The sequence below is a fragment of the Shimia haliotis genome, assembly GCF_900114415.1.
In the GTDB taxonomy this organism is placed as follows: Bacteria; Pseudomonadota; Alphaproteobacteria; order Rhodobacterales; family Rhodobacteraceae; genus Shimia; species Shimia haliotis.
This window is the reverse complement of the sequence record NZ_FOSZ01000002.1, coordinates 117,551-141,387: the sequence shown is the minus strand read 5'-3', so window position 1 is coordinate 141,387 and position 23,837 is coordinate 117,551. Positions and strand designations below refer to the sequence as shown.

18 protein-coding genes are annotated in these 23,837 nt (G+C 56.8%); 7 read left to right on the top strand and 11 right to left on the bottom strand.

Annotated elements, in window-relative coordinates; all coding sequences use genetic code 11:
- Window positions 1–168: 168 nt before the first annotated feature.
- From BM069_RS06005 to BM069_RS05965, 10 genes are all read right to left on the bottom strand, one after another.
- Entirely contained in the window at window positions 169–3,267 is a 3,099-nt protein-coding gene (locus tag BM069_RS06005) for a DEAD/DEAH box helicase (RefSeq protein ID WP_093321715.1), read from the bottom strand.
- Complete coding sequence (locus BM069_RS06000) at window positions 3,264–5,489, bottom strand: EH signature domain-containing protein (protein WP_025047585.1); 2,226 nt, start codon at window positions 5,487–5,489, stop codon at window positions 3,264–3,266. Before BM069_RS06000 ends, BM069_RS06005 begins: the two co-directional genes overlap by 4 nt.
- The gene (locus BM069_RS05995; protein WP_051544588.1) at window positions 5,486–6,589 is read right to left on the bottom strand and encodes an OmpA family protein; all 1,104 of its coding nucleotides are present in this window, start codon (window positions 6,587–6,589) and stop codon (window positions 5,486–5,488) included. The genes BM069_RS06000 and BM069_RS05995 overlap by 4 nt, the downstream gene beginning before the upstream one ends.
- A 2-nt stretch (window positions 6,590–6,591) precedes the next feature.
- Window positions 6,592–8,604 (bottom strand): anti-phage ZorAB system protein ZorA, encoded by a 2,013-nt coding sequence (gene zorA / locus BM069_RS05990; RefSeq protein WP_139216155.1) that lies wholly within the window; start codon window positions 8,602–8,604, stop codon window positions 6,592–6,594.
- 165 nt (window positions 8,605–8,769) lie between these two features.
- On the bottom strand, window positions 8,770–9,432 hold the full coding sequence (locus tag BM069_RS05985; protein WP_051544589.1) for a HEPN domain-containing protein: 663 nt from the start codon (window positions 9,430–9,432) through the stop codon (window positions 8,770–8,772).
- A gap of 26 nt (window positions 9,433–9,458) precedes the next feature.
- Entirely contained in the window at window positions 9,459–10,442 is a 984-nt protein-coding gene (locus BM069_RS05980) for a helix-turn-helix transcriptional regulator (protein ID WP_025047588.1), read from the bottom strand.
- A gap of 64 nt (window positions 10,443–10,506) precedes the next feature.
- Window positions 10,507–10,671, bottom strand: coding sequence for a hypothetical protein (locus BM069_RS19790; protein ID WP_170846690.1), 165 nt, complete (start codon window positions 10,669–10,671; stop codon window positions 10,507–10,509).
- 40 nt (window positions 10,672–10,711) lie between these two features.
- Window positions 10,712–11,215 carry a hypothetical protein gene (locus BM069_RS05975; protein ID WP_139216154.1) on the bottom strand — a complete coding sequence of 168 codons (504 nt, stop codon included), beginning with the start codon at window positions 11,213–11,215 and terminating at the stop codon, window positions 10,712–10,714.
- 38 nt (window positions 11,216–11,253) lie between these two features.
- On the bottom strand, window positions 11,254–11,946 hold the full coding sequence (locus BM069_RS05970; RefSeq protein ID WP_093321707.1) for a thermonuclease family protein: 693 nt from the start codon (window positions 11,944–11,946) through the stop codon (window positions 11,254–11,256).
- A 72-nt stretch (window positions 11,947–12,018) separates the two neighbouring features.
- Window positions 12,019–13,125: a hypothetical protein gene (locus BM069_RS05965; protein ID WP_093321704.1), complete on the bottom strand. Its 1,107-nt coding sequence runs from the start codon at window positions 13,123–13,125 to the stop codon at window positions 12,019–12,021.
- 298 nt (window positions 13,126–13,423) lie between these two features.
- Between BM069_RS05965 and BM069_RS05960 the strand changes: the two genes are divergently transcribed.
- From BM069_RS05960 to BM069_RS05930, 7 genes are all read left to right on the top strand, one after another.
- Window positions 13,424–13,927: a hypothetical protein gene (locus tag BM069_RS05960; RefSeq protein ID WP_139216153.1), complete on the top strand. Its 504-nt coding sequence runs from the start codon at window positions 13,424–13,426 to the stop codon at window positions 13,925–13,927.
- 494 nt (window positions 13,928–14,421) lie between these two features.
- Window positions 14,422–17,706 (top strand): TM0106 family RecB-like putative nuclease, encoded by a 3,285-nt coding sequence (locus BM069_RS05955; RefSeq protein ID WP_093321699.1) that lies wholly within the window; start codon window positions 14,422–14,424, stop codon window positions 17,704–17,706.
- Window positions 17,707–20,265 carry an AAA family ATPase gene (locus BM069_RS05950; RefSeq protein ID WP_244503549.1) on the top strand — a complete coding sequence of 853 codons (2,559 nt, stop codon included), beginning with the start codon at window positions 17,707–17,709 and terminating at the stop codon, window positions 20,263–20,265.
- Complete coding sequence (locus BM069_RS05945; protein WP_093321696.1) at window positions 20,265–21,578, top strand: McrC family protein; 1,314 nt, start codon at window positions 20,265–20,267, stop codon at window positions 21,576–21,578. The genes BM069_RS05950 and BM069_RS05945 overlap by 1 nt, the downstream gene beginning before the upstream one ends.
- A 443-nt stretch (window positions 21,579–22,021) precedes the next feature.
- Window positions 22,022–22,609: a YgiT-type zinc finger protein gene (locus BM069_RS05940; RefSeq protein WP_093321694.1), complete on the top strand. Its 588-nt coding sequence runs from the start codon at window positions 22,022–22,024 to the stop codon at window positions 22,607–22,609.
- A 79-nt stretch (window positions 22,610–22,688) separates the two neighbouring features.
- Window positions 22,689–22,934 carry a hypothetical protein gene (locus BM069_RS05935; protein ID WP_244503548.1) on the top strand — a complete coding sequence of 82 codons (246 nt, stop codon included), beginning with the start codon at window positions 22,689–22,691 and terminating at the stop codon, window positions 22,932–22,934.
- Window positions 22,927–23,178, top strand: coding sequence for a hypothetical protein (locus BM069_RS05930; RefSeq protein ID WP_093321689.1), 252 nt, complete (start codon window positions 22,927–22,929; stop codon window positions 23,176–23,178). Before BM069_RS05935 ends, BM069_RS05930 begins: the two co-directional genes overlap by 8 nt.
- Before the next feature lie 179 nt (window positions 23,179–23,357).
- Here BM069_RS05930 and BM069_RS05925 read toward each other — a convergent pair whose 3' ends face one another.
- The gene (locus BM069_RS05925; RefSeq protein ID WP_093321686.1) at window positions 23,358–23,624 is read right to left on the bottom strand and encodes a type II toxin-antitoxin system ParD family antitoxin; all 267 of its coding nucleotides are present in this window, start codon (window positions 23,622–23,624) and stop codon (window positions 23,358–23,360) included.
- Window positions 23,625–23,837 lie beyond the last annotated feature (213 nt).

The following is a 23,837-nucleotide window of genomic DNA, read 5'->3' as shown; positions in this document are numbered from 1 at the left end:
GCCACGAAACTACGGAGAGAACCAATGTGATCCAACGACGGATCCTGCAGGCGGCAGCTCGTCGTCTTCGTAGTCTCAACGAGCAGGTTGACCAGCACACCGCGTACCATGGAAGCGCCGCCGCATAGAGAAAAACCTTCACTCAATGCCGGTTTCTTCAGTAACCAGTTAAAGATACGAGATCGACCCGTCCAAGTTCTTGGGGCCCATTGGTGTATCGTCCCGTTTGAACATCATCGCCATAGCGGCGGTGACGGGATCCTCAACCCGCGTTGCACCACCGTCCGAGAGCATCTGCTGCAACCGGCTCGCGTCTTCCTCAGTGTCTCCCATCGGCCAAAGGGCGGAAGTGGCAAGGTGCCGTTTTCGGGCCATCAGACTATGCAGCAGGCAGTCGAAGGAGTTGTGCTGGTACCCAGGGTGGATCGCCATCGGGACGTGCACGGTGACGGGCTTGGACTGCCCGATGCGATGGACACGATCGTTGCACTGCTCCTCCACGGCCGGGTTCCACCAACGTGACAGGTGGATCACGTGCGTGGCTGCCGTCAGCGTCAGCCCGGTCCCCGCCGCCTTAGGACCGAGAACCAGAATATCAAAGCCCTCGTCGCGGGCGAGGTGCCGTTGAAACCGGTTCACGATCTCTTGCCGGCGCGGGATCGGGGTACTTCCGTTGATCAAATCGACACGGGGAAGACCGAACTCTCGTTTCGTGAGCTCGATGAACCGGTGTTGCATCTTTACGTGCTCGATGAAGACCAGCGCGCGCTCGCCCCGGTCCTGCACCCCGCGCAGGATGTCCATCGTCGCCAAGAGACGGGCGGACATGCTGATATAGGTTTCGTCCTCCGTCGGTGACGATGCGTCAGGGTGTACGGAGACGGACCGGATATGATGAAGCATCTTGAGTGCGCCGCCTCGGGTACCGGAGGCAAGCTTTCCACGCGCCGTCTCGTAAGCGGCGGCCTGCGGTTCCGGCATGAGCCGCGGGTGCAGACGGCGCGATTTTTCTGGAAGGTCGCGGGCGACATCCTCTTTCAGACGACGCAGCGCAACCGGAGGAAGGCCGCTCTGCGGCTCGAACATAAGCGAATAGAGCTCGCGCATGTTTCCCTCCGCTGGCTCCCCAAACTTCTCCCGGAACGCCTTCAGTGAGCCGAAACGGCCCGGGGTGAGCTGCTCCATGATCGCCCACAGGTCAACCGTGCTGTTCTCGATCGGGGTGCCGGTCAGCCCGATCCGAAAATCCGCATTGACCGCGAGCGCCGCTTTGGCGCGCAAGCTCACGGGGTTCTTCACCGCCTGTATCTCGTCGAACACGGCGGTCGAGAAGGGAATTTTCGCTAGTGAATGTTGGTAGTTCGTCAGCGTCGTGTAGGTGGTCAGCACCCAGTAACGATGCCCTCGCCCCTCATCGATCGCCTCTTCCAGATCGCGGAGGTCCAGCAGCGTGTTTCCGCAATCGGTTTCGATGCCCTGCTGGCCAGGTCGCTTCTTGCCTCCGAGGGCTGACCCGTAGAGCCGGACCACGTTGCCGAGTCCGGGCGCCCGCAAGTGTTTGTCGACCTCTTCCTCCCAGTTCACGAGCAGCGAGGTGGGCGCCACTACGAGGACTGGCCCGGTGCGCCCGGCTTCCGAGCAGGACATGTTCTCCTTCATCCAAGCGAGAAATGCGATCGCCTGAAGGGTTTTTCCTAGCCCTTGCTCGTCCGCGTTCAAGATCCCTGGCAGTCCTGCAGCCCAAGCCTCCAGCTTCCAGAGAAAACTCTCCGTCTGGTGTCCTTTGAGGGCTGATTTCACCACTTCCGGGAGCGCGTCCGAGGCGAGCCGGGTGCGCGGGCTGATCTTTGCAGCCCAGGTGAGGTCCTCGAGGTTGTCGGCGGTGTCGAGGATGATAGGCCCGATCCGCGGATCGATTTCCTCCCCGATCACTGGTTTATTTTCTGGCTCTTCCCGCTTCCGGATGGCTTCGAGACGCTGTTCGAGCGCGGCGCGACTTGTCTGGGTCGCGGGGATCTCGGCGCCGTCGACGTTCACCGACGGCTGTCCGTTCGCGATTGCTGCATCCACCTGCTGGATGAGCCGCTCGACCTGGTCCGGGGCCATCGCCTCGATTATTTCGGCTGCCGCTCCGGTGAACGCCTCAGGCAGCCATGTTGTCCCGGACCCAGTGATCTCGAGCGCCGGTTTCTCGTAGACGGTGAGCCCGATCACCCGTTCGGAGTATTCCCGTGTCTCTACAAAAGCGGGCTCTGCCGTTTGCTCAATCAGCTCCTGCTCCTGGGCCGGCGACAGCCCGTCCAGTTTGCCTTTCGAGCGCAGATGGTCCGTGATCGCCTCGGTGACCTTCTGACGTGGATTGCGGACGAACGCGGCTCGGGTGACCGGATCCGCTCGTTGCATGTCTGTCATAATCTTGAGGACCGGGGTGGCGGCGGGGTCCACGACCAGATAACTCTGCCCGCCAAGCTTGTAAGCGGGGCGGGCGCCCCGCGCGAAGGCCTTGTCCTGAAAAGCGCGAAGCCAACCCTCCTGCAGCTCCGCCTCCGCCTCGCTGATCTGCTCCCCGTCACGTTCCGCGGCCTCGACCCTCTCGCCGAGAAATGGGATGATCGCGAACTGGTCCTCGCCCTGCGGGCTGATCGAGAACCGGTCCGTCAGGGTCACTTCGAGCCCAGAGAGGAAATCGGTCATCCCGAGGCGCGCTTCCGCATCGGCCCGGTACATCCGGACCCCGGGCTCAAGGGCGCGCCGAAAACGGGCAAGCGCCTCCCAGTGCTCCTCGAGGTCAGAGCCGGCCCGGAATCGGTCCGCTACCTCAAGCGCGTCCAGCATCCATCTCGGGAGGCGGCGAAGCCCGTCGGCCCCGTCGCCCGCGGTCTCCAGGATCGCACCGGTCCGATGGGCGATCTCCTTTCGGCCCGCCCGGACCCAGTCATGGGTCAGGCGGAAATCGGGGCTGCCGATCTGGCCCATGACGTCTGTGCGCAGGGTGAGGTCCACCAAGGGGGGAAGACCAAGCGCGTCCGCCGTCTCCGAGGAGAGCGCGCTCAGCGTTCTGTGAGAGAGCTGAATACGGTCACTCCCGATCTCCACCTGATCGCCGGCCTCCTCTGCGGTGGCTCGTAGATCGGCCAACGCGAAGCTCAGCCGCTTGTCGTGATCGAAATCTGGCACCGTCCCACGTGAGAGGAGCCGGTCCAGCAGGGACTGGCGCGACCTGAACTCGAGGGTGACCCAGTCCTGATCATAGGTAAGCTGGATCATTTTTGTCCGCCCTTTCCGCCCCGGCGCAGCTCCTCATAGAGCATTTGAAGCTCCGCGACCTCTTTCGGACGAAGGTCCGGACTTCCCTCTCTCAGCTTCCGCACCGCGACCGCGAGAGGCTTGCGCTGATCGAATGTGCGCTTCCACATCCCGAGATCTTCAAGCGCGTCCGCATGCGCGCGAAGGAGATCAAGGCGCCCCTTGGCGTTATCCGGGAGCTGCGGGAACTTCTGGCCTCCAGATTCCGCGACTTCTTTTTTCGGAACGGTCTTGGACCGGGTGGGCTGACTCGATATCGGAGGCGGCGCAGCGAATGATACGAACAGGTCATCCAGATCCACACCGCTCGTTTTCAGGTTGAGAAGCAGATGCTCCAGCGCGTTTCTCAAACGAAGCGGAGGTTCGCCCTTTACGGCCCGAACCCATGCCAACCCTTCTCTGGATTTCGGCGACAGGGCTGGTCGGGTTCTACCTTTCTCGGGTGCCTCCAGATACGCGAGAACCGCTGCGGCCGCCGCAGGACCGTAAGCTATCATCCGGTCCGTGAGACTGGGGAACCGGACCTGTTTCAAGGAGGCCGCATCGCCGGAATCGGTTTGTACCGGCTGCGAGGTCTCAGGCTGAACGCGCTGTGCGGCTGCAACTCTTGCGGGAGGTGCGGCGGGTCGACTGGTGGGGTTGGAGAGTCCCGTAGCGGAAGATGGTCGCGTGGCACCTGTTGAACTGAAAATGTCTTGACCGGATGTTGAAGCGCCAATTTCGCGCCGAGAAGGCTGAAGATCAGTGTGGCGCGGCGTTGAGGTGTGCCGTGATGGCGTGGTTCTACGTGTCGGTGTACGCGGCCTGAACACTTTTGTGTAGGGCCGCGTTTGTTGCGACCATGGCACATCAGCGTTGATCATGTCCCTGACCCAGCGGCTCCAAGATGGAATGCTGCTGTGTGATTTGGAGGCGCCCGAAGCCCTCCGGTCCGACGCGCGCATGATCTGATCACAATTATACCCCTCCTCGAACAGCTTCGGTGCCATGGGGTCGGCGATGTCGAACACGTGCGTCCGGTAGCTGTGACACCCGTCCACCATAATCTTGTTCCCGATCTTCATGATTAGGAGGGATGTGTTCTGGCGCGCCTGCTGATACCCGACCCGGGTGTGGGCGTTCTTCGCATCCTGACGCATGAGGTGTTGGCGTGCATACTCGAATGCCTGCGAGGACAAAGCCGCCCAAGCCGCATCTATCTTTCCCTCATCGTAAAGCTTAAGCCAAAAATCCCGGCGCGGCGGCCACATTGCGTCTTTCTGGGTAGCGTCAACGACCCCGGTGAAAAAGCGCATATCTTCCCGTGTCAGCCAGCGGTGCACGATCGCCATGTAGCGCTCGTCAATGCCGCCCCATACCCCACCAGATTTGATCCGCGGATCCCCGTAGAGCTCGATCAGGGTTTCCACGAGGTAGGATCTGAGTTTGTCCTCCGGAGTTTTTTCTAGCCATGGATAGATAAGGGCTTCGATCGCCAGCTCAGCTCCTGTGTTGCGGCCCACGTCCTTGCCCGGTGGGCGTAGCCATCTGATATACCAGTCAATCAGGTCCCGCTCGGACAGATGTGGCTGGACAATAGAGGTTAGGGACCGGTGGGCGAAATCCATGAACCCGCCGCCATGTGGGTTGCGAACCCCGAGACCGAGGAGTTCTGTGTAGGGGGCAGACATCTTCGACATCCGGGCCGCGAGCCGTTCCGGACCTGACACGGGATCCATGAGTTCCGGGATAGCCTCCAGAAGGAGACGTCCGGTTGTGCTCATCCGCCGAGCCGCCGTGCCGAGTGCGGTCGCGAGTGCGGTCGTGTGCGTACCCTTGGGGACGTAGCTGTCGAGATAAGCGCGCAGCAGCCCGGACAGGAAGGTCTCGGATGTTGATAAGTCAATCTCGGCGTAGAGGAAGTCTCGCGTCCGGGCTAGGTCAGGGCGCTCCCGCCGTTCCGCGTCGAAAACGGCCGAAGCCGCGGCTACCACGAAGGAGAGGCGGGTTTCCTCCCAATCGCTACGTTCAACACGATCCCGGAGCTTTTGCGCCAGCGCCTCGCGCTCCTTCTCTGTTCTGGCCACCTGAACGTCGGGCCAGCGTTCCCGCACCCGGTCAGCGGCCGCTTGCAGGTATCGAAGCTCCGGAACGGACAGGGCTGAGAGCTGCCCTGCCTTTTCAAGCGCATCCATGAGGCTCATTCCGATCCCCCTGCGGCGCGCAGCGCGTCAAGTCGGCGTCCGACTTCTTCCACCTCCTCGACGGTACTTGGCGCGTACATGATGATCCGAAGATCGATCCGCCGGTTCGCGGCCTTCCCCTCGGTCGTCTCGTTGGTTTCAATCGGTCGCATCTCCCCGTAGCCTGAGACGGACATGACCGGCTGGTCGCGAAGGTTTCTATGAGCCAAAATGCCTGCTACTTCTTCTCGTATTGCGAAAAATGTCTCGTTAGCTCTTCGTGTTGACAGTGTAACGTTGTCGATACGTCCTCGATCACTGTCCGTGTGTCCCTCGATCTGGACCGCCTCGATCAGGGCGTTTCCGCTCTCACAATCCGGCCCTCGCTCCGCCCTCTCCCCGAGGGTAAAGCAGACGAGGATCTCATCCAGAAGACGACCCATGGTCTCCACGATCGCGCGTTGACGCGGCTCGAGCTGGGGTGATCCGCTGCGGAAAAGGCCTTCCCCCTGGAACCGGAGCGCGTCCTGTTCCGGGCTGATCACGACCTGAAGCTCCGGAAACTCGATCAGGAGCCGGTCGCGAAGTTCAACGAGGATCTCCCTTCGCTGGTCAATGGCCTGGGAGAGGTAGGCCTCGAGCGGGTTGACCACCTGGAGCCGTTCGATCTTATCCCGCAAACGCTTGATCTCCTCCCGCAAACGCTCGATCTCTTCGACAAGCTGGTCGATCCGGGAACGCAGGTGCTCGTTCTCCTCCTCCAGTTCAGCAACCCGGGCCCGGAGCGCCTCATTTTCGTCTCGCAGCTGGTCGAGTTCGCTGAGCAGCCGGTCTCGCTCGGCGGTAACCGTCTCCAACTCGGACGTGACGCGGGCAAGTTCGGCCTCGAGGGCCTTAACAGAGGCGCGCAGGTCCTGGTTCTCGACACGCAGTTCGTCGCGCTCCTGACGGACCCTCTCATATGCGGTCAAGGGGACCGACTCGTCATCGTTGAGCTGGGTCGCGAAGAAGGCGAGCAGGATCATGATGATCAGAAGGAAGCTGATCGTCATGTCCGTCATCGTGACAAAGACGGACTCCTCCTCCTCAGCGCGCGTCCGGTTTCGCTCCAGCCGGCGCATGCTCAGCGCCTCTGCTCAGGACGAAACTTCTCCGCCTGATCAACGATCTCACGCATTGTATCCAGCGCGGGCGCCAGCTCGCCGTTCATCTTGCGGACATGCTCGGCAAACGTGTCGAGCGACGTCCTGACATGAGAGGCAAACTGATTAAACGCCGCGCCGAGTTTGTCATCCATGTCGTCGATCTGTTCACGCTGTCGCTCCATATGGTCTAGCCCCTCCCCCAACTTCGTGAGGGACGTTTCGATCAGTTTCTGCTCCGCACTCAGCGCGGCTTTTGCAGCGTCCAGAACTCGCGCCGCGTTCTCTGCGGTCTCCCTGGAAGACCTGGTAACGGTCTCTGCCGCGTTCGCCGTACTCTTCGCAAGCCCAGTGGTTGCGGTTTCGATCCGCTCCACACTGCTTCTGACCGGCCCGGCCGCCACTTGCAGGTCCCGCGAGGCGGTTGTGAGAGTTTCGGCCGCAGATCGGGTCGCGTCTCCGCCGGACTTGATGTGACCAGCCGCGGTTGCGATCTGAACAGACCCATCTTTCAGCCGGTCCGCCATCTCGTCGAGTTGCCCCACCACCAGGGTGATCGGCTCCAGAAGATCGGCCTGGATACTCTCTCGGAATTCGCCCGAGGCGGACAGGAGATCATGCCCGCTGCGCGTGACTAAATCCACCATGCCGCGACCCGCCTCGGAGATCGCCCCTTCGACCTCCACGCCAGCCGTTTCCATTCGGGAACGGACCGCGTCGGATCCGCTGGCGGCGGCGGCGTCGAGTTCCTCGCGGAACGTTCCGGCGGAGGCGCGCATATCCGCAGCCGCCTCTTTAAGCGCGTCCGCCCCCTCGGCGGTGTTTCGCCGGATTCCTTCCAGCGTCTCGTTCATGATCCCGAGGAGCTTCTCTGCGCCGGCATTCAGAGTTCCGTCCGTCGTTTGAGCAGCTGACGCAAGTCCGGCTGACAGGTCTTCTGCCGCTCTGGCGAGCTTAGCCACGGAGGTCTCCATCTCCTCTCCCATCTGTCCGGAGCTCCGGTCCATCCGGTCGGATAGGCTCGCAATCTTGTCCCCCGCGGCGGAAAGCTGCGCGCTGGCGTCGGAAAGCGCCCGCCCCACATCGTCCGAAAACCGGGATGAGAGATCGGTCACCATCTGTCCGACCCCGTCGGCGCCGGCCTCACCGACCTTGTCCAGCAGCGGGGCCATGGCCGTGCTGATCGAGCTTGAAATGGATTCTGGGATCTCTTTCTTAAGTGAACTGCCGAGCTCGGCCACCAGTGTGGTACCGATCTCTAGGAAGCTGTCCTTCTGGCCGCGCGCGATTTCGAGTTGCTCCATCGCGACCCCTTCGAGGCTAATGAAGCTTAGTCGGCTTTCCAACTCTGCGCATAGCGTGTGAATTCGTCGCTCCACCCGCCCCGTGAGCGAACGCAGGACGATCGTGAAAATGATCGAGGCCAGCAGTCCGGTCAGGGACATGATGAACTTGGCGGAGGCTGCGCCGAGAAGGCCGTCGAGGGATGCGCGCATTTCTTCGGGAGAGGCGTCGCTTAGCCCAGTGATTTGTTGAAGTGCCGAGATGAGACCGAGAAAAGTGAGGAAGAGACCGACAGTCACGAAAAGGCCCGGCATGTAGCGGGAAAATCCCGGGCCGAAATGCAGATCCTCAAGGTTGAAGAAACTTGAGGGGCGCACGCTGTTTCGCAGGACCGGCTGACCAGCGCTCTTATCCTCGATCATGGTTTCACGAAATTCGTCCCAGGCAGCTGTGATATGGGTGTAGCCTGTCCGAGCCCGGACCTTTTTCACTTCCTGACTGATCTTGTTTACTTGAGTGGCGAAATCGAATTCGTCTTTAGCAGCCCGTACTTGACCTTCTAGCCAACGGAGGGACGTCAGTTTTCTGTGAGCACTGATCCCCACAACCAAAACGGATAACAGGAGCCAAATCAGGATCCCGATCGAAACCAAACCAGGCGCCTGTTCTTTGGTCAGGAACGATGATCCCCAGAAAATGAACCGGGACATACTCGTTCCGATATCCGCAAAAAACTCCACTGCTGTCTTCCTTCCTGCTCATACGCCGCTTTGCCTAAGTCGATTTGTTACTATCCGCAGTTGCGTGGTGATTTAAATATCAACTGAATGGATTTTTTGGTGTTCCTAACCATAAGGCTAAAATTCCTATCACATCTATTCCACAACCAGATAAAACGGCTGTCCCCAATCCTCGCCTGGATTGTCCATCATGATGTCGGCAAAGACGGGCATGAGGAAAGCCAGGATGGCGGCACCATCTCCGACCTGATCGCGATTCACGCCGCCGTTCCAAGTGGCGCCACCATGGATCAGTTGGTTCCTTAGGACATAGAGACGGTCGAATACCAGGCCCAGCAATCGCACAGTGTCACGAGCTTGCACGGCTTGAGTGAACACGCGGGCTGATGAAACGAACCGATCTTCCCAGTCTTCATTGTTTGGAATGCCGTTTTGATTGAGCCAGAACGGGTTGAACACATGTTTGTTTTGCATGAGCATTCGGATTGGTCCGCTGAAAGCGCTCCAAATCGCGTCGTATATGCGGTTCTCTTGGTCCAGACTTACAAGCCTCTGGAAGAACTCATTAAATGTTGTGCGTTCGCCGGTTGGTATTTCTTGAAAATCCGCTTCCTTCGCATAAGCCGCATTAAAAGCGATCCATAGAAACAGAAACTGGCCATCAGGATCTTCGCACATCTCGGAGCGTTCAATCCAACTGATTGCACGATGCACTCTCAATCCCATCGTAGAAGGGAAGTTATCCCTGATGGAGCGCTGTTTGGCTTTGAGATCTGCATGGGGAATACAGCCTTGCATATTGTAGCTCCAATTGGGTGATTGCTTCAGGGTAGGGACGGGAAATCGGCGCGTTGATAGCCTTGGACGAAGTCGCGCAACTCCGGTGGGTCAATGACTTCAACGGCATCGCCCCATTCGTACAGGAACCAGGACATCTCAAGCCATCCGGCGGCGGTGAAGCGGACAATCAGGCTGCCATCTGCCTGGTACTGTAACGTCTGCTTTGGATGAAACCGAAACTCCGAGGCACGCTCGGCAGCTTCCGGCTTGAACCGCCAGACCACCTCTTTGAGTTGATCAGGGTCATGATAGGCGCCGAATGCCTGGGCGGCGTAATTCTCGATAGAAAACCCATTTTCGGGAATGAACCATTCATCCAGGCATTTTGCCGATTGAATGCGATCCATTCTAAAATTCAGCAACTCGGCACCACGATCTGGTTGCTTGGCAATGAGATAGCTGCGTGGTCCCAGAAGCAGACCGTAAGGCTCGATGGTTCGGGCTTGATCCGAGCGGCCGCTATAGATGATTTCCAGACGAAACGGCCCTCTGAGCCCCTCCGTTACAGCGTCAGCAATCTTTTGATTCAGCGGCACACGCGGCCCCGGGCGAGTCACTTGGCCCAAGGCTTCCAGGACGGCTTCCGCGTCTGTCTCCGCGCGCTTTGCGTCGCGTGCGGAAAGGCGCAGCATCAAGCCATTTCTGGTGTCCTCCAGAGCCTGTGCATGGCGCAGCCGGCCTTCTTCCTTGGCGCGGCGACTGGCGATCTCCAAGGCCTCAACCGCGGTTTCCTGATGGGGCTGAAGCTGGGCAATGGTTGGATCGTCGACCTTCCAATAGGAACGTCGATCTGAACCGGTCTGTTTGGTCACATTTGCAAATGTCAGCTCAAGCGCATCGGTCATGCGTTGTGCGGTTCTGTGGGACACAGAAAACTCTGCCCTAATATCCTCAAGGCTCACGCCGAAGTGGCGTGTGGAGGCCATCAAGGCGAGGCGCAACAGATCTTGGGCTTTTGCAAAGGACATGTAATTATCGTGACAGAAATTGACACCCGCAGGATTGCCGCGGGTGCCATGTTTGTCCAGAGCTTTAACGCTCCGCTGAATCTTTGAGGAAAAACGAGATCAGAACGCCGAGCGGTCCAAGTAAGAACCCAAGCGCTGCTGCAAGGCCTGCCTTGGATGGAGCACGGTCGCGTGCGACCATGTAGCTAAGGCCCGCGCAAACGATCCAGAGTAGTATCATGACTTCCATAGTATTCTCCTATTTGAGAGTTTGTTGTGTGAATGTGATGTCAGCCGTTTGAACGGCCTAAACGGAGGGCAGGGGCATGACATGTCAGTCGTGAACCTCCATCCGATGACGTTGTGATCTGTGCCGCAGCAATGCCTTTTGACTGCGCCCAAGCGGCCACTTGGGCTTGGGCCTGGTACAGCTCCAAACTCAACTGCGTCCGGTTTTGTGAAAGATTTGCGGGCCAAAGTATTTTGGGCCCATCGCTGCGACCATTGTCGGACGTCCAGCTAGCGCAAATCCGTTGGACCTGCAGACCATCGATCGACCAAGGCATCTGTGCCTCAAAGCAATGTAACGGGGCAGGTGGCAATTCGGACGGGAGATGAATGACGCCATTTGCCGCCAATGCCAGCACCGCCGCAAACGCATCAGGCGCGTTTTGGCATTTAAGCTCGTTGATCACATAGGCGTCCACGGTCGGTTGCGGCGCGGGCAATACCGCTATCTCCTCGGCCATGGCCGATGTTGCAATGAATGCCAAAGCAAGGACGGAAAGCTTCATGGTGGATCCTCCGTAGTCGGGTTTTTTAGGCTCGCGCTTCATGAGTTCGACTTTGTCCAGCCGGCACGACGCGCCTCGGCTTCGGTGCAAAACCAGCGTTCCCCTTGGGCCTCATTGATGCGGGTATTGGCGTACCAACGCATGCCGGGCAGGTGATAGATGCGCTTGCCCTTTGAGTTGATATTGCCCTTGATGCGGCAATCGCCTGAGGCTTCCGCATTGGTGCTGGCGTCCAGCCGCTCTCCGCGGCGCCATGCACTTGGTGACACAAACTCTCCGCTCCAAATGCCCATGCCGGCTTGTTTCGCGGCGATCTCATCTGCGGCGTAGTCGTGCGAATATTTGAGATATGCGACGGCCCAGCCCGAGCGCACCATCCACTGGTTCAGATCTTGGGAACCCAATGCGCAGATAGCTATAATGCGCCCGTAGCGATCCTTATCAGTCTGTCGACAGGTCACATGCGCCCGCCCGATCTGGTCGGCCAGTGCCAGTGCGGCTTGCTGACCGCAGCGCCATGTGCCCCGCTCGGGATGTTTGCAGGATTGTCCACTTTCCGGCGCATCAATTCCGTGCAGCCGAAACCTCTGCTTTCCCATGCCCAGCGTGTCGCCATCAATCACGCTGACTTGTCCGGTCCAGGAGTTTTCCGATTGGGCCGCGATCGCGGGGATGGAAGCAGCCAGAAGGACCGCCACGACGAGGAGGTGTTTTACGTGCGCAACAAACATAGCGTCAGATCTCCAGAGCAAGGGAAGGGTGGGGCGGTGGAGTGGTCACCGCCCCGTTATCCGGCAGCCCACTCACTCACCAGCTGCCAGATAAGGTCGTTGCGCGATGTGATCTTCATCAGAACGGATCTTCGCCACGCGCTCAGCCTCAGGTGTTCGTTCCTTGGTCGACTGGCTTGGCAAGTCGCGCAGTAGCGGTTCGCGCGCAGTGAGCATCACCAGGAGCATGAACACGAAGGGGAGGGCATCGATGGCGGCTGCCGCGATCCAGGCTTGCAGGGCGGCGCCGAACATCTGTGCGCGCGTTGCCTCGCCGACAGAGAAGGGCACGAAGACAGGCGCTTCTACGAAAACGCGTTCGCCGGCGATGTCCTTGGCCTTGCTTTGCAAGCTGGATGTTTCTGGCGTCAGTTCGGATGACAGGTTGGTCACTGTGACCATGCCGGTGGCCGCGACCAGAGGCATGTGATCAACCGCGTTGAGCTGGTCGATCACGGCCGAGAGGTTCTGGGCAGCGCGACCAAAAGCCAGTTGATCGGATGAGGACGCGGCCGTGCGCAGATCACTCACATACTCCAGCCCTTGCAGGCGCAGAGTTTCGACCTCCGCAGAAAGGGCCTGCAACTGTTGGCTTGTCGTCTGGAAACTTGTCGCCGCGCCTTTATAGGTTTCGCATCGCTGGCCACAGCCTGTACCGGTGCCATTCAGGCCACTGGCTTCCAGGTTGGCCTTGCCTTCCATGGTCGCCCCGGCTGCCGAGGTGATGTCGACAAGAGGTTGGAAGCTCTTGGCTGCAAGGGCTGATTGGGACAAGGCTTTGGAATAGGCATCCACACGATCTGTCAGCTCCGCAGAAACCGACGCCTTGCCGGCCATGGCGGCCGCGATGTTTGAGGCAGATGACATCAGGGCAAAACCCACCCCCAAGGCCCCAATAATCACGATGACGGTGATGCCCAAAGAACTGCGAACACGCTCTGCAGCTTCAATCAGGACATGCCAGAGCACACCAAGCGCAAAGGCGATAACCACACCAGTCAGAACGGGAATGAACCATCCGGCGGCGGGGTCTGAGGCATGCAGACCAATTGTTGTACTGACGGCTGCCAGAATTGCGCAGCCAATCGCGGCAAACCGTAGAAAGCGCGCTGCACGCGCATGGATTGTCAGATCGTTCATTTTCAAAACCTTTCTTCCTCAGGGCAGCAGGCCGGGTGATGTGTGCAGACACAGTCCCGCCGTCTTTACGAGTTGTTAATTGGGCGCCATGGGTGTCAAAAAGAGTCGCGAACGAAATAAGAACGGTTTTAAGGTATTGAAATTAAATGAATCCATTTTGATCTGGGCTGTGGAAACCGTCGAAATTTGACCGTAACACTCTTTGTGTTGGCACATTCTGGATGGCTGAAGTTCCGCCATCTGCAAGAGAATCGTGGCTGCCGCAGTTGGGCATTGTGTAATGTCAGGAGGGACACCGTTGTTAAAAACATTAATCTTGTTGGGGCTGATTTTTGCGGGTCCGGCGCACGCAGAGATAACTTTGCGACCTGTGCCTCAAGTCAACGTGGACGGTTTTGCATTGGATCAACTTCAGTGTCAGCAAGAACCCGACAGTGTTCGGTTGATAATGGCCCTCGCGGTCAACGATCTCGTGGACCTAGAGAAGAATATAGGCCGTGAGGCTGTGGACTGCTTTGATCTGGAAAAGACCTGGGTTTTAGAAGGTCTGCCGGTGACGCGCATATGTGGCGTGTTCACCAATGGAATAGATCACTTCATGTTCCCGGGCATTGCGGAGAATTGGACACTTTCGGAAATGTTCCCGAGTATTCGTTTATCCTTGTTCTCAACCGCTTCGGTAAAGAAGGCTGAAGACTGGGTATTGAAAAATGATCTGTGGGCCGAGGCAGAGCCGACGCCTGTCGGAACCAAGGTGGAATGCGGCTACTTGCAGTATGAGCAATTCCTGCCACGGGGCTGAGATGAAATCTGCGATTTTGCGGTGCGATTTCGACAGCGATGCCTAGTTTATCCGGTCATCAAAGCGTTTTCAGCCTCGCTGACGATGAAAAGCGATTGTTCGAAATCTGTTAATGTTAGTGGATGAACAAGGCTTGCATCGGCCTTTCGCAACAGCGTTTGAATGTCAGCGGTAGCTGCACACAACTTTTGGCAGTGCGAACCAAAGAACCTTGAGGACTTTCTGGGCACAAAAAGGTTCCATAGCGTTTGGAATTCTTGCCTTCTTCGGTTTGAATAAATCCAAGGTTTTCAGGGTGTCAAAAGCTGGCGTGAACGAAATAGAAACGCGATTAACTCATTAATTATGCAACATTTTAAGGCCCACCCGTCATGTGGTGTTTCTGCGTTATTACTCGTAGTCTTTAACCAAGAGACGGATTCGAATGCGTTTTTAGAAACTCTAAGGGCGCGGTCGGTTGCAATCTCAGATTTAGTTGCGTTTCGGGAGAAATCATGCGGAAGACCGATGGAATAACCTTGCTGTCAGCTTCAGATCTTATGAAGTTTTTGGGCTGTACGTATTCCACGGTGCTGGATATTGACCGCATGAATGGTGGCGGACCCGAGCCACGGGTGGATACGGATGATGCTCGTTTACTTCAGCAGCAGGGCGATGCGCATGAGCTGGCGCATTTGGAAAAGCTGAAGGCGCAAGGTTTCAGCATTGTGGAAATCGAACGCACTGAATTGTTTGATGATGCGAAACGTACCCGTGAAGTTCTGGCTCAAGGGGCCGACGTTATTTTCCAAGGGGCATTTTTGTCTGGTAATTGGGGTGGCTGGTCCGACTTTCTAGAACGTATCGAGACTCCGTCGGACCTAGGTGACTTCAGCTACGAGGTCGCCGACACGAAATTGAAACGCAAGCCGCATCCAAGTCATGTTTTGCAGCTGGTTTTGTATTCTGACCTCTTGGCTGAGATCCAAGGCGTAGCACCTGAATATGCACATGTTGAATTGGGCAATGGCGAGCGCGCGACGCTGCGGCTGGCGGACTACGCTGCCTATGCCCGTATGGCACGCGAACGGCTGGAAGCTTTTGTGGCCAATCCTGAACCAGCGCGCCCCATGCCCTGCGCAAGCTGTGGCCTCTGCCGTTGGGCCGATCATTGCGAGAGCATTTGGCAGGTCGAGGACAGTTTGTTCAATGTCGCCAATATCAGTCGTGGTCAGGTAAAGAAGCTTGAAGCCGCAGGCGTCAAAACCTTGGAAGACCTTTCGAAGCTCGATCACGCTGTTCGGGGAATGGCGGACAACACTTTGTCCCGTTTGGTGACACAGGCGCGCCTTCAGCAAGCCCGTAAGTCTGGAGAGCCGGATTTCGAACTGCGGTCGCCTGAGCCTGGCAAAGGGTTTGACCTTCTTCCGGAGCCGCAGGCTGGCGATCTGTTTTATGACATTGAAGGTGACCCGCATTACGAGGGGGGGCTCGAATATTTGCATGGGCTTTGGTTTGATGGCGCGTTCAAGGCGTTTTGGGCCCATGATCATAAGGAAGAAGCTCAGGCACTTTCGGACTTGTTGGACTTCTTTCGCGCCCGGATTGAAGAATACCCGACCGCGCGCATTTATCATTACGCCCCGTATGAAATCACCGCGCTCAAGCGGTTGACATCCAAATACGGGATTGGTGAAGCGTTCTTGGACCGCCTCCTGAGAGAACGTCGTTTCGTCGACCTGTTTGCTGTCGTTCGCGGTGGACTGATCGGGTCCGAGCGCAATTATTCCATCAAGTCGATGGAAGCATTTTATGACCGAAAGCGCGACGGCGAGGTCACAACTGCCGGCGGCTCTGTCGTTGCCTACGAGCAGTGGCGTGAAACGCAGGAGCAGCAAATTCTCGACGAGATTGAGGATTACAATCGCATCGACTGCATTTCGACGGAAGAGTTGCGAGATTGGCTTGCGCGTATTCGTCCTGCTGGTCCCTGGCCTGCGTTGGTTGCGGATGCGCAGGAGCAAGAGGATGAAGAAGACGCCGAGGCGCTTGCATTGCGCGCACAGCTTGCAGAAAGCGGTTTACCCGAAGACCGGCAGTCGATGTTGTTTGACCTGGGAAGTTTCCACAAACGCGAGGTCAAACCGGCTCAATGGGCCGTCTTTGAAAGTGCGGCAAAGGACGAAGATGACCTGATTGACGACCTGGATGCTCTGGGTGGTCTTGTGGCGGTTGGGGCGGTTGAGCCGATCAAGCGCTCATTCGCACGTGAATACAGCTTTCCACAACAAGAAACCAAATTGCGTCGAGGGAAAAAAGCGACCGTGCCGGCCTTTGATACGCCCCCTGTGACTGTTGGCATTGAGGCCATGGATCGCAGCGCGCGAACAATCAAAATCAAGGTTGGCCCAGGCAAAGCTGATCTGCTGACTGATCATCTATCGCTACATCCGGACTGGCCTCTGCGAACCGATGTCATCGCTTCGGCGTTGCAAGATGTGATCGCGGATCAATGCGGTGGGCGAGTATATAGTGCGGTGGACGATCTTCTGTCGCGTAGCCATCCTCGACTTCGAAGCGGCCGCCCCCCTGATCTTGTTGGCGGGGGAGACCCGGTCGAGGCAACAATATCAGTTGTAAATGACATGGACCGAACGGTTTTGCCTATCCAGGGACCGCCCGGCACCGGCAAGACCTATGTCAGCGCTCGCGCAATATTGTCCTTGGTGCGCAAAGGCTATCGCGTTGGTGTGGCGTCAAACAGCCATGAAGCCATTCGCAATGTGCTGATGGGCTGCGTTTCTGCGGTGGAGGAGGGCGTTCAAACAGAGATGCCTGACTTGGTGCACAAAGTTTCCAGCGACAACGATGGCTATCCAAATGGCAGCGCAGTTCGGCGCACAAAGTCCAATGATGAGGCTGTCGCAGGCGGTGACGTGGTTGGTGGGACCGCATTTTTCTTCGCGCGAGAGGAAAACATTCAAGCTTTCGATTGGCTCTTTGTCGATGAAGCAGGGCAGGTGGGTCTGGCCAATATGGCCGCGATGGGTCGTTCTGCGCGCAACATTGTCCTGGTGGGCGACCCACAGCAATTGCCCCAGGTAATCCAGGGCGCACATCCGGAGCCTGCGAACTTGTCTTGCCTCCAGTGGATGCTCGGCGAGCACGCGACTGTTCCCGCCGATCGGGGTATTTTCCTTGCGACGACGCGCCGGATGCATCCTGAGGTGTGCGAGTTTATTTCGGACCAAGTGTATGAGGGCAGGCTGTCGAGCCATCCGGACACCGAAAACCAGTCTGTCGATTGCCCGTCACTTCCATTTTCTGGTGCCTATTGGGTGCCGGTTGAGCATCAATCCAACGCACAGATTGCGCTGGAAGAAGTTCAGGCAATCAAAGCCGCCGCCGCGGACCTTCTCAAGGGGACGTGGACGGACAAGGACGGAACCACACGGCCGCTCCGGGAAACCGACATCATTGTGGTCGCTCCTTACAATGCCCAGGTCAATGCGCTTCGAGACGCGCTGCCAGAGGCCATTCGTGTTGGCACCGTTGATAAGTTTCAGGGGCAGGAAGCTCCAATTTGTCTTGTGTCAATGACCGCGTCGTCGGCAGATGAGACACCACGAGGCATGGAGTTTTTGTTTTCGCTGAATCGCATCAATGTCGCGGTCTCACGCGCTAAGGGTCTGGCCTTGGTTTTCGGCGCGCCGCGATTGCGCGAGGCCAAGTGCAACACTGTCGAGCAAGTGCAGCTGGTGAATACGCTGTGTGCACTAAAGACATGGGAACAGAATTAAATGTGGAGCGACATTGAAAAGAGAGTGTCGGAAAATGAGGCCGACGCAGAACAATCACCCGCGCCACATCGTATGGCAATTTTTAGCAAGCTGAGGAACGCACCTCTAATTCCCGTTCACGCCGTTAAGAAAATGGCCTTCTTCAAGCTCGAAGATGATGAGGCTTTTCTTTGGGAGCTGACCCGACCGGCGCTAAACTTCTTTGTTCACGCCAAACATGCGGAAGCAATGAAGGAGGCTGGTTTCTTCCCAGAACCTAGACCATACGATCATTCCAAGCCGCCAAGCGGCGGACGCCATGTGGCTTTAAGTCAGAAACAATCGTTCGAAAAAGACGACTGCCTATGTATTAAGGTTACTGGTCCAGAGGACATTGATCGGCTCATTTCTGTGATCACTGAGACCCAAGGCTTCGCACAAGGCAGAGTAATATCTCGAGCCCAGATTGAAGCCGCGATGGACGCGTACGATAGTTTCCGCAACAACGGGGCTCATAGCGATAATTTTGGTGTTTTCGGTGAACCACGCGACTATTGGGTCCGGTCATCGCGAGATCGCGAAAACCGCGTCTATCCGACCAAACCGCTGATTGGATTCATTCTGGGCAAGACAAAATTAAACGGCGGTTGGGGACAGAAGTCGGATGCTGCTGCGCGTCTTCACAATGCTGGTTTCATTATCGTTGACCAAAACGATCAGCCGATCGAGCGACCTGAACGCTACGAGCACCTGATGGAAGGCGCTGATCGGATCAGACTCTGTGCTCTGAACTATTTCATCGAACCAGCCCGGGAAAAGGCGGCTAGGGAGGTCTCCATCCGCGCGGGCGACCTTGCAGCGGCAATTGGGCTGAAGGACGCCTTCCCGAACATCTGCCAGGCCTTGGGCGGTGAAAAGTTCCAGAATCTTGCGCAAGTTCCGCCGCCCACAAGTACCGAGCCGAACCCAAGCAGCTCGACCGTATTTACATACACGCTCAATTCCCAACCGGAGGCGGACATCGTGACCGACACAAACAATACAACTTCGCCTTCCGCCGTAAACTTGATCCTCTATGGCCCGCCGGGCACGGGCAAGACGTATCAGACGGCATGGGAAGCGGTGCGGCTCTGTATCGGGACCGAGGCCGCCGCGGAGCTCAGAGACGATAGAGACGCATTAACTACTGAGTATCGGCGTCTCGCGAATGAGGGGCGGATAGAGTTCCTGACCTTTCACCAATCCTTGTCATACGAAGAATTCGTCGAGGGCTTGCGGCCGAGTACCGGCGACGATGACCTTGAAGGTCCTGATGAAACAGCTGGCGGAACGGGCTTCCGGCTGAAATGCCATGAAGGAATTTTCAAACGGATCAGTGAACGTGCGAGGCTGGATCAAGGCGATCATGGTGGATCGCAACGCCTAGACCGTTCTTCGCGCGTCTTTAAGGTAGCTCTTGGCAGAAGACATGTCGAAGATGACAGGATCCGCTTTGGCCTCGATAACGATCTGATCCATCTTGGGTGGGGAGAAGACATCGATTGGTCTGATGAGCGGTTTGACGAATTCAACGAGATTTTCGCTGAATGGAGGACGAAGAAGAACCCAGATGCCAGTGGTCATGACGGAAACATCGTCTGCACCTTCTCGTTTAGGGCTGATATGCAAGTGGGCGACTATGTGGTGGTTTCTGATGGTCGTGATCGTATCCAAGCATTCGGCCAGGTTGTTGGTGAGTATTACTTCGATCCTGATGCGACCTATCACCCTCACCGGCGCAAAATGGAGTGGCTCTGGCGCAGCGATGAAGGAACCGATCGCAGTAGATTTTACCCCAATGGGTTCAGGCGACATTCGGTCTACAAGCTGAACCAGTCGTTAATCGACTGGGACGCGCTTGAAGAGATCACTTTCGGCGAAGACACATCTCTCCACAGCAAGGAGGGCCGGGACTATGTTCTGATCATCGACGAGATCAACCGCGCGAACATTTCCAAGGTTTTCGGTGAACTCATTACATTGCTTGAACAGGACAAGCGATTGGGCGCGCAGAATGAAGTTCGTGTTCAACTGCCATATTCTAAGAAGCGCTTTGGGGTGCCGCCCAATCTACATATCGTGGGCACGATGAACACAGCGGATCGCTCTATCGCGCTGCTCGACACAGCGTTGCGCAGACGTTTCACGTTTCAGGAGTTGATGCCAGACCCAAGAGTTCTTTCTGAGGACGTCGGTGGCATCAACCTTCGCACGCTTTTGTCCACGATCAACGAACGCATCGAGTATCTGTTCGATCGTGAACATCAGATAGGACATGCTTATTTCACCAATTGTCGTAGCCGGGCTGACGTAGACGACGTTATGCGCCACAAGGTAATCCCTTTGTTGGCTGAATACTTCTACGAGGACTGGGTCAAAGTTGCTGCGGTGCTGGGTGACGGACCGGGAATGACCACGGAGCATTTCCTTCAAGCTGTCAGGATTGCGCCTCCGAAAGGAATGCCCGAAGATGATATCAACGGTGACAAATTCCGTTGGAATGTGAAGGCAAACTTCGACTTTTCGGAGTTTGAGGCTTGATGCAATCCTATACCATTCGCGAATGGGAGAAGCTCGCCTACGGTGATGGTGAAGGGCAAATCCCTGCACACTACGCGGATAAACTTGCGGCTTTGGCTGTGCGCTCTCCATTCGCGGGAAGGGGTGGCAGCGGGGTTCTCGAGCATGGACGGCATGCTTTGCGCGCAAGAGGCGTCGTCGGAATTCTAGCCGCTGCGGATTGTAGCCTCGAGATCCTGCCTAAGATTGACGTGGGGAGGACAGGAAATGTTGAACAGCAGAATGCGGCGATTAGGAAGCGGCTGATCCACATGCTTGCCGTCGCTCTGAATTTGAAACTCGATCTCGGATCGATAACAGATTTAGCGTGGCAGCGAGAAACCTTGCTTGAAATTCTGATCCGGGTCTTTTGTGACAAACTTACTGAGGCCGTCCGGAAAGGAATGCCGCGCCGCTATGTCGAGCAAGAGGACGATCTTTCTGCCTTGCGCGGCAGGCTGGACGTAGCACGTCAGTTTACCCGACACGTAGTTAATCCGTCCCGTCTCGCATGCCAATTTGATATCTTGTCGGAAGACACGTCGTTGAACCGGATCATGAAAGCCGCCGTGTTGCACCTCTCCCGGATGTCTCGGAGTTCGGGAAATCAACAGCGGCTGCGAGAACTGGCTTTTATATATGCGGACATCGCGGATACTTCGCCCTTGGCATTGCGATGGGATGACGTGGTGATTGACCGCACCAATCGCCGGTGGCGGGAGCTTCTGAGCATGGCCCGTCTCTTCCTGGAGGGCCGATATCAGACGACGACTGGTGGCGCGGGTCAGGGAACAGCACTGCTTTTTGAGATGAACACACTGTTCGAGGAATATGTCGGGCGTCTGATTTCTCGGGCACTAGCTGGGACGGACCTGACGGTTTCCCTTCAGGGCGGGCGTCTGTTCTGCCTTTCCGCAGATTCGACCGAACGAGGGCTTTTCCAGACTAAGCCAGACATCCTGATACGTCGTGCTGGCACCGTAACTCATGTGATTGACACCAAGTGGAAGAGGATCTCCTCTCGGATTGACGATCCAAAACAGGGGGTCACACAAGGCGATGTCTACCAGATGATGGCCTATGCGCAGCTTTACCGCGCGCCGCGCCTTACGCTTCTGTATCCGCATCATCCGGGGCTGGGTGCAACAGAGCTGGTTCACGCTCGACACCGAATAACCGGTCACGAGACAATCCTAGAGACCGCAAGCATTGATGTGGCAAATGGAGGAAGCGTTCTTGACCGACTACGAAGTCTACTTCTACGGGATGAGCCTGTGTCCGAGCTTTTGATGTAAGAGACCGTTCAGCGTTCTCAATGCCTTGCAGGGTAGAGAAGGTTCGACGTCAGACCCATTCCCTCCGCCACTTACCAAAGAAAAACCGTTCTCCTAGGTAAGCTGGCGCGAATTTTTTCCCTATATTCAAAGGCTTTAGCTGGCACCGTATTTACCTCGCACGTGCTGTGGGGTGCCGTATCCTCTCTCTATAGGCCGATATTCTCCGCAGCGGGTAACACAAGAATCGCGCTAAATTCATGCTAAAGCATTGAAAATGATTGATTTTGTGACGTATCGTAGTTCCTTTCGCTGGCAATGCCGCGATGGCAATCTGGTGCTGGCATCGAACATTGTTGTAGCGCACTTGCTATCGCGATTCACAATAAGCATATGAAATTACTTGCATTTTATCCGTCCCGGTTCATTCTGAGGATGGGGTGAGTTGCACGAGGGCCCATTCGATGAAAGCTGAAGATAAACCATCAACGTCACCCTTCGATCCTGCGGATTTCCTGGAGAACGGTGATGCGATCCTGGGGTATTTGACCGACGCCTTGGCCTGTGGTGACCCTGCTTTCATCGATGATGCTTTGGACGTGACTGTCCGTGCGGCAAAACGGCTGGGCACGACTTCAGCGAAGAATTTGCTCCCCTCTGATTGTGAAGCCTTTTTTGCTGGGTTGGGCGCAGGTGCTGAATTGGGTGAGGAATTGCAGAGTGCTGTTGCCAGATTTCGAGCCCGCACAGTTTCCGTTGCGATCGACGACGCAGACCTGTTCAAAGAGCGAACGTGCCCGTCCTGCGGTGCGCAGATGCTGCACGATGTTCGCGACATGACCTTGGAGTACCGAGGTCGATCGGCCATGATCGGGATGCCTGGATGGTACTGCGATGAGTGTGACGAAGGTGTGCATTCCGGTGATGACATGGCCACTTCGGATGCGGCGCTTGAGCGATTACGGGCCGAACTGCGCCGGGCCTTTTCCGCTGATGAGCCTACCTTCCAAGCGCTCGATGCAGGACAGATTATCGATCGAAATAGGAAATAGGCGCATGCCGGGGAAAGCACGCCGCGGTGCTGGAACAATCCTTACAACTGTCTGCGCGCCGTATGGGAAATCTATCTCAGTGGCGGAACTGGCGCAGCGGATCTCTAATCCTCGAAGCCTTGAACAATACGACGCATGTGTGTTTGCGTTTTTCTCAGAGGTTTCCGAGCGCCTTCAGCGCGAGTTCATAGAAGAAATGGGTGTTGATCCAGAAGCTGCGGCCAATGTCGCCGCAGGATTTGCCAAGCTTGCCGGTTTTGACCTGCCTCTTGCGACACCCCTTCCGGAAATGCCGCACTCACCGAAAGATGAAGCGGATGTTTGAATTCGAGATTGTGATCAATTTTCCCGATGAAGCGCTTGAAGAAGCTGTGGTCTTGGACGCCTTGTTTGAAGCGGGCCTAGATGACACGATTGTTGGGCTCGGTCGGCCAGACAGGATCGCACTCAGTTTCACACGTGATGGCCCCGGTTTGGAGGAAGTCCTTATGGATGCGGTGGCGCAGCTCATCGCCGCGTTTCCATCAGCTTCGGTGCAGGTTGTGGGTTTGGCCGTGCCGGCGACATAAGGGGCAAGGCCGAAGTCATCCGCCGAGTTCGCGCAGTTGCGGTACAGAAGGCAACGGCTGGCGACGATGCTGCTGCCAGTCAGGACTTTTAGTACGGACCTGATGGCCTGCCATGATTTGCAGAAGGCAAAGCTGTCATAAAAATTTCAATCAGGGGGAATTTGCCTTCAACCGAAAGTTCAATTCTCGCCACTCAGCAGGCCCTTCCGCCGAGCCTCTTCACGGGCTGCTTCTAAGATTTCACTTACTGAGCGCTTGCTAACTCCGCTCGCTTCCGCGCGTTCAAGCATTACGCAAAGTTCATCGATGGCTGTATCACGCCGTTCTTGGTCGCATCGAACAAGGTCGCGAAAGTATTCGCTTACGCTCCCATAACGACCAGCGGTAACTTGTGCTTCAACCCAGTCGTTCATCTGGTCTGGCAAAGAGATGGTCAGACGAGCCATAAAGTTGCCTTCTTCACCTTATATCGGAATACCTCATAATAGTTCATAAATATCCCATATTTTCAAGAAAGTGAGCAGGAATAACGCTTTTGCCTATGCGGGACCGTTGGGGCACATGCGGAGAATACCGGCGACAATCTCCGCATTTTATGCGGACATTGTCTTGAGCACGCCACTCATCAATGGTTCGCGCCGAACGGCATCGGTTGGCCC

Coding starts and splice junctions, on each gene's coding strand:
- BM069_RS06005 (WP_093321715.1), bottom strand. CDS start 3,267: ATGATCCAGCTTACCTATGATCAGGACTGGGTCACCCTCGAGTTCAGG.
- BM069_RS06000 (WP_025047585.1), bottom strand. CDS start 5,489: ATGAGCCTCATGGATGCGCTTGAAAAGGCAGGGCAGCTCTCAGCCCTG.
- BM069_RS05995 (WP_051544588.1), bottom strand. CDS start 6,589: ATGCGCCGGCTGGAGCGAAACCGGACGCGCGCTGAGGAGGAGGAGTCC.
- zorA (WP_139216155.1), bottom strand. CDS start 8,604: ATGTCCCGGTTCATTTTCTGGGGATCATCGTTCCTGACCAAAGAACAG.
- BM069_RS05985 (WP_051544589.1), bottom strand. CDS start 9,432: ATGCAAGGCTGTATTCCCCATGCAGATCTCAAAGCCAAACAGCGCTCC.
- BM069_RS05980 (WP_025047588.1), bottom strand. CDS start 10,442: ATGTCCTTTGCAAAAGCCCAAGATCTGTTGCGCCTCGCCTTGATGGCC.
- BM069_RS19790 (WP_170846690.1), bottom strand. CDS start 10,671: ATGGAAGTCATGATACTACTCTGGATCGTTTGCGCGGGCCTTAGCTAC.
- BM069_RS05975 (WP_139216154.1), bottom strand. CDS start 11,215: ATGAAGCTTTCCGTCCTTGCTTTGGCATTCATTGCAACATCGGCCATG.
- BM069_RS05970 (WP_093321707.1), bottom strand. CDS start 11,946: ATGTTTGTTGCGCACGTAAAACACCTCCTCGTCGTGGCGGTCCTTCTG.
- BM069_RS05965 (WP_093321704.1), bottom strand. CDS start 13,125: ATGAACGATCTGACAATCCATGCGCGTGCAGCGCGCTTTCTACGGTTT.
- BM069_RS05955 (WP_093321699.1), top strand. CDS start 14,422: ATGCGGAAGACCGATGGAATAACCTTGCTGTCAGCTTCAGATCTTATG.
- BM069_RS05950 (WP_244503549.1), top strand. CDS start 17,707: ATGTGGAGCGACATTGAAAAGAGAGTGTCGGAAAATGAGGCCGACGCA.
- BM069_RS05945 (WP_093321696.1), top strand. CDS start 20,265: ATGCAATCCTATACCATTCGCGAATGGGAGAAGCTCGCCTACGGTGAT.
- BM069_RS05940 (WP_093321694.1), top strand. CDS start 22,022: ATGAAAGCTGAAGATAAACCATCAACGTCACCCTTCGATCCTGCGGAT.
- BM069_RS05930 (WP_093321689.1), top strand. CDS start 22,927: ATGTTTGAATTCGAGATTGTGATCAATTTTCCCGATGAAGCGCTTGAA.
- BM069_RS05925 (WP_093321686.1), bottom strand. CDS start 23,624: ATGGCTCGTCTGACCATCTCTTTGCCAGACCAGATGAACGACTGGGTT.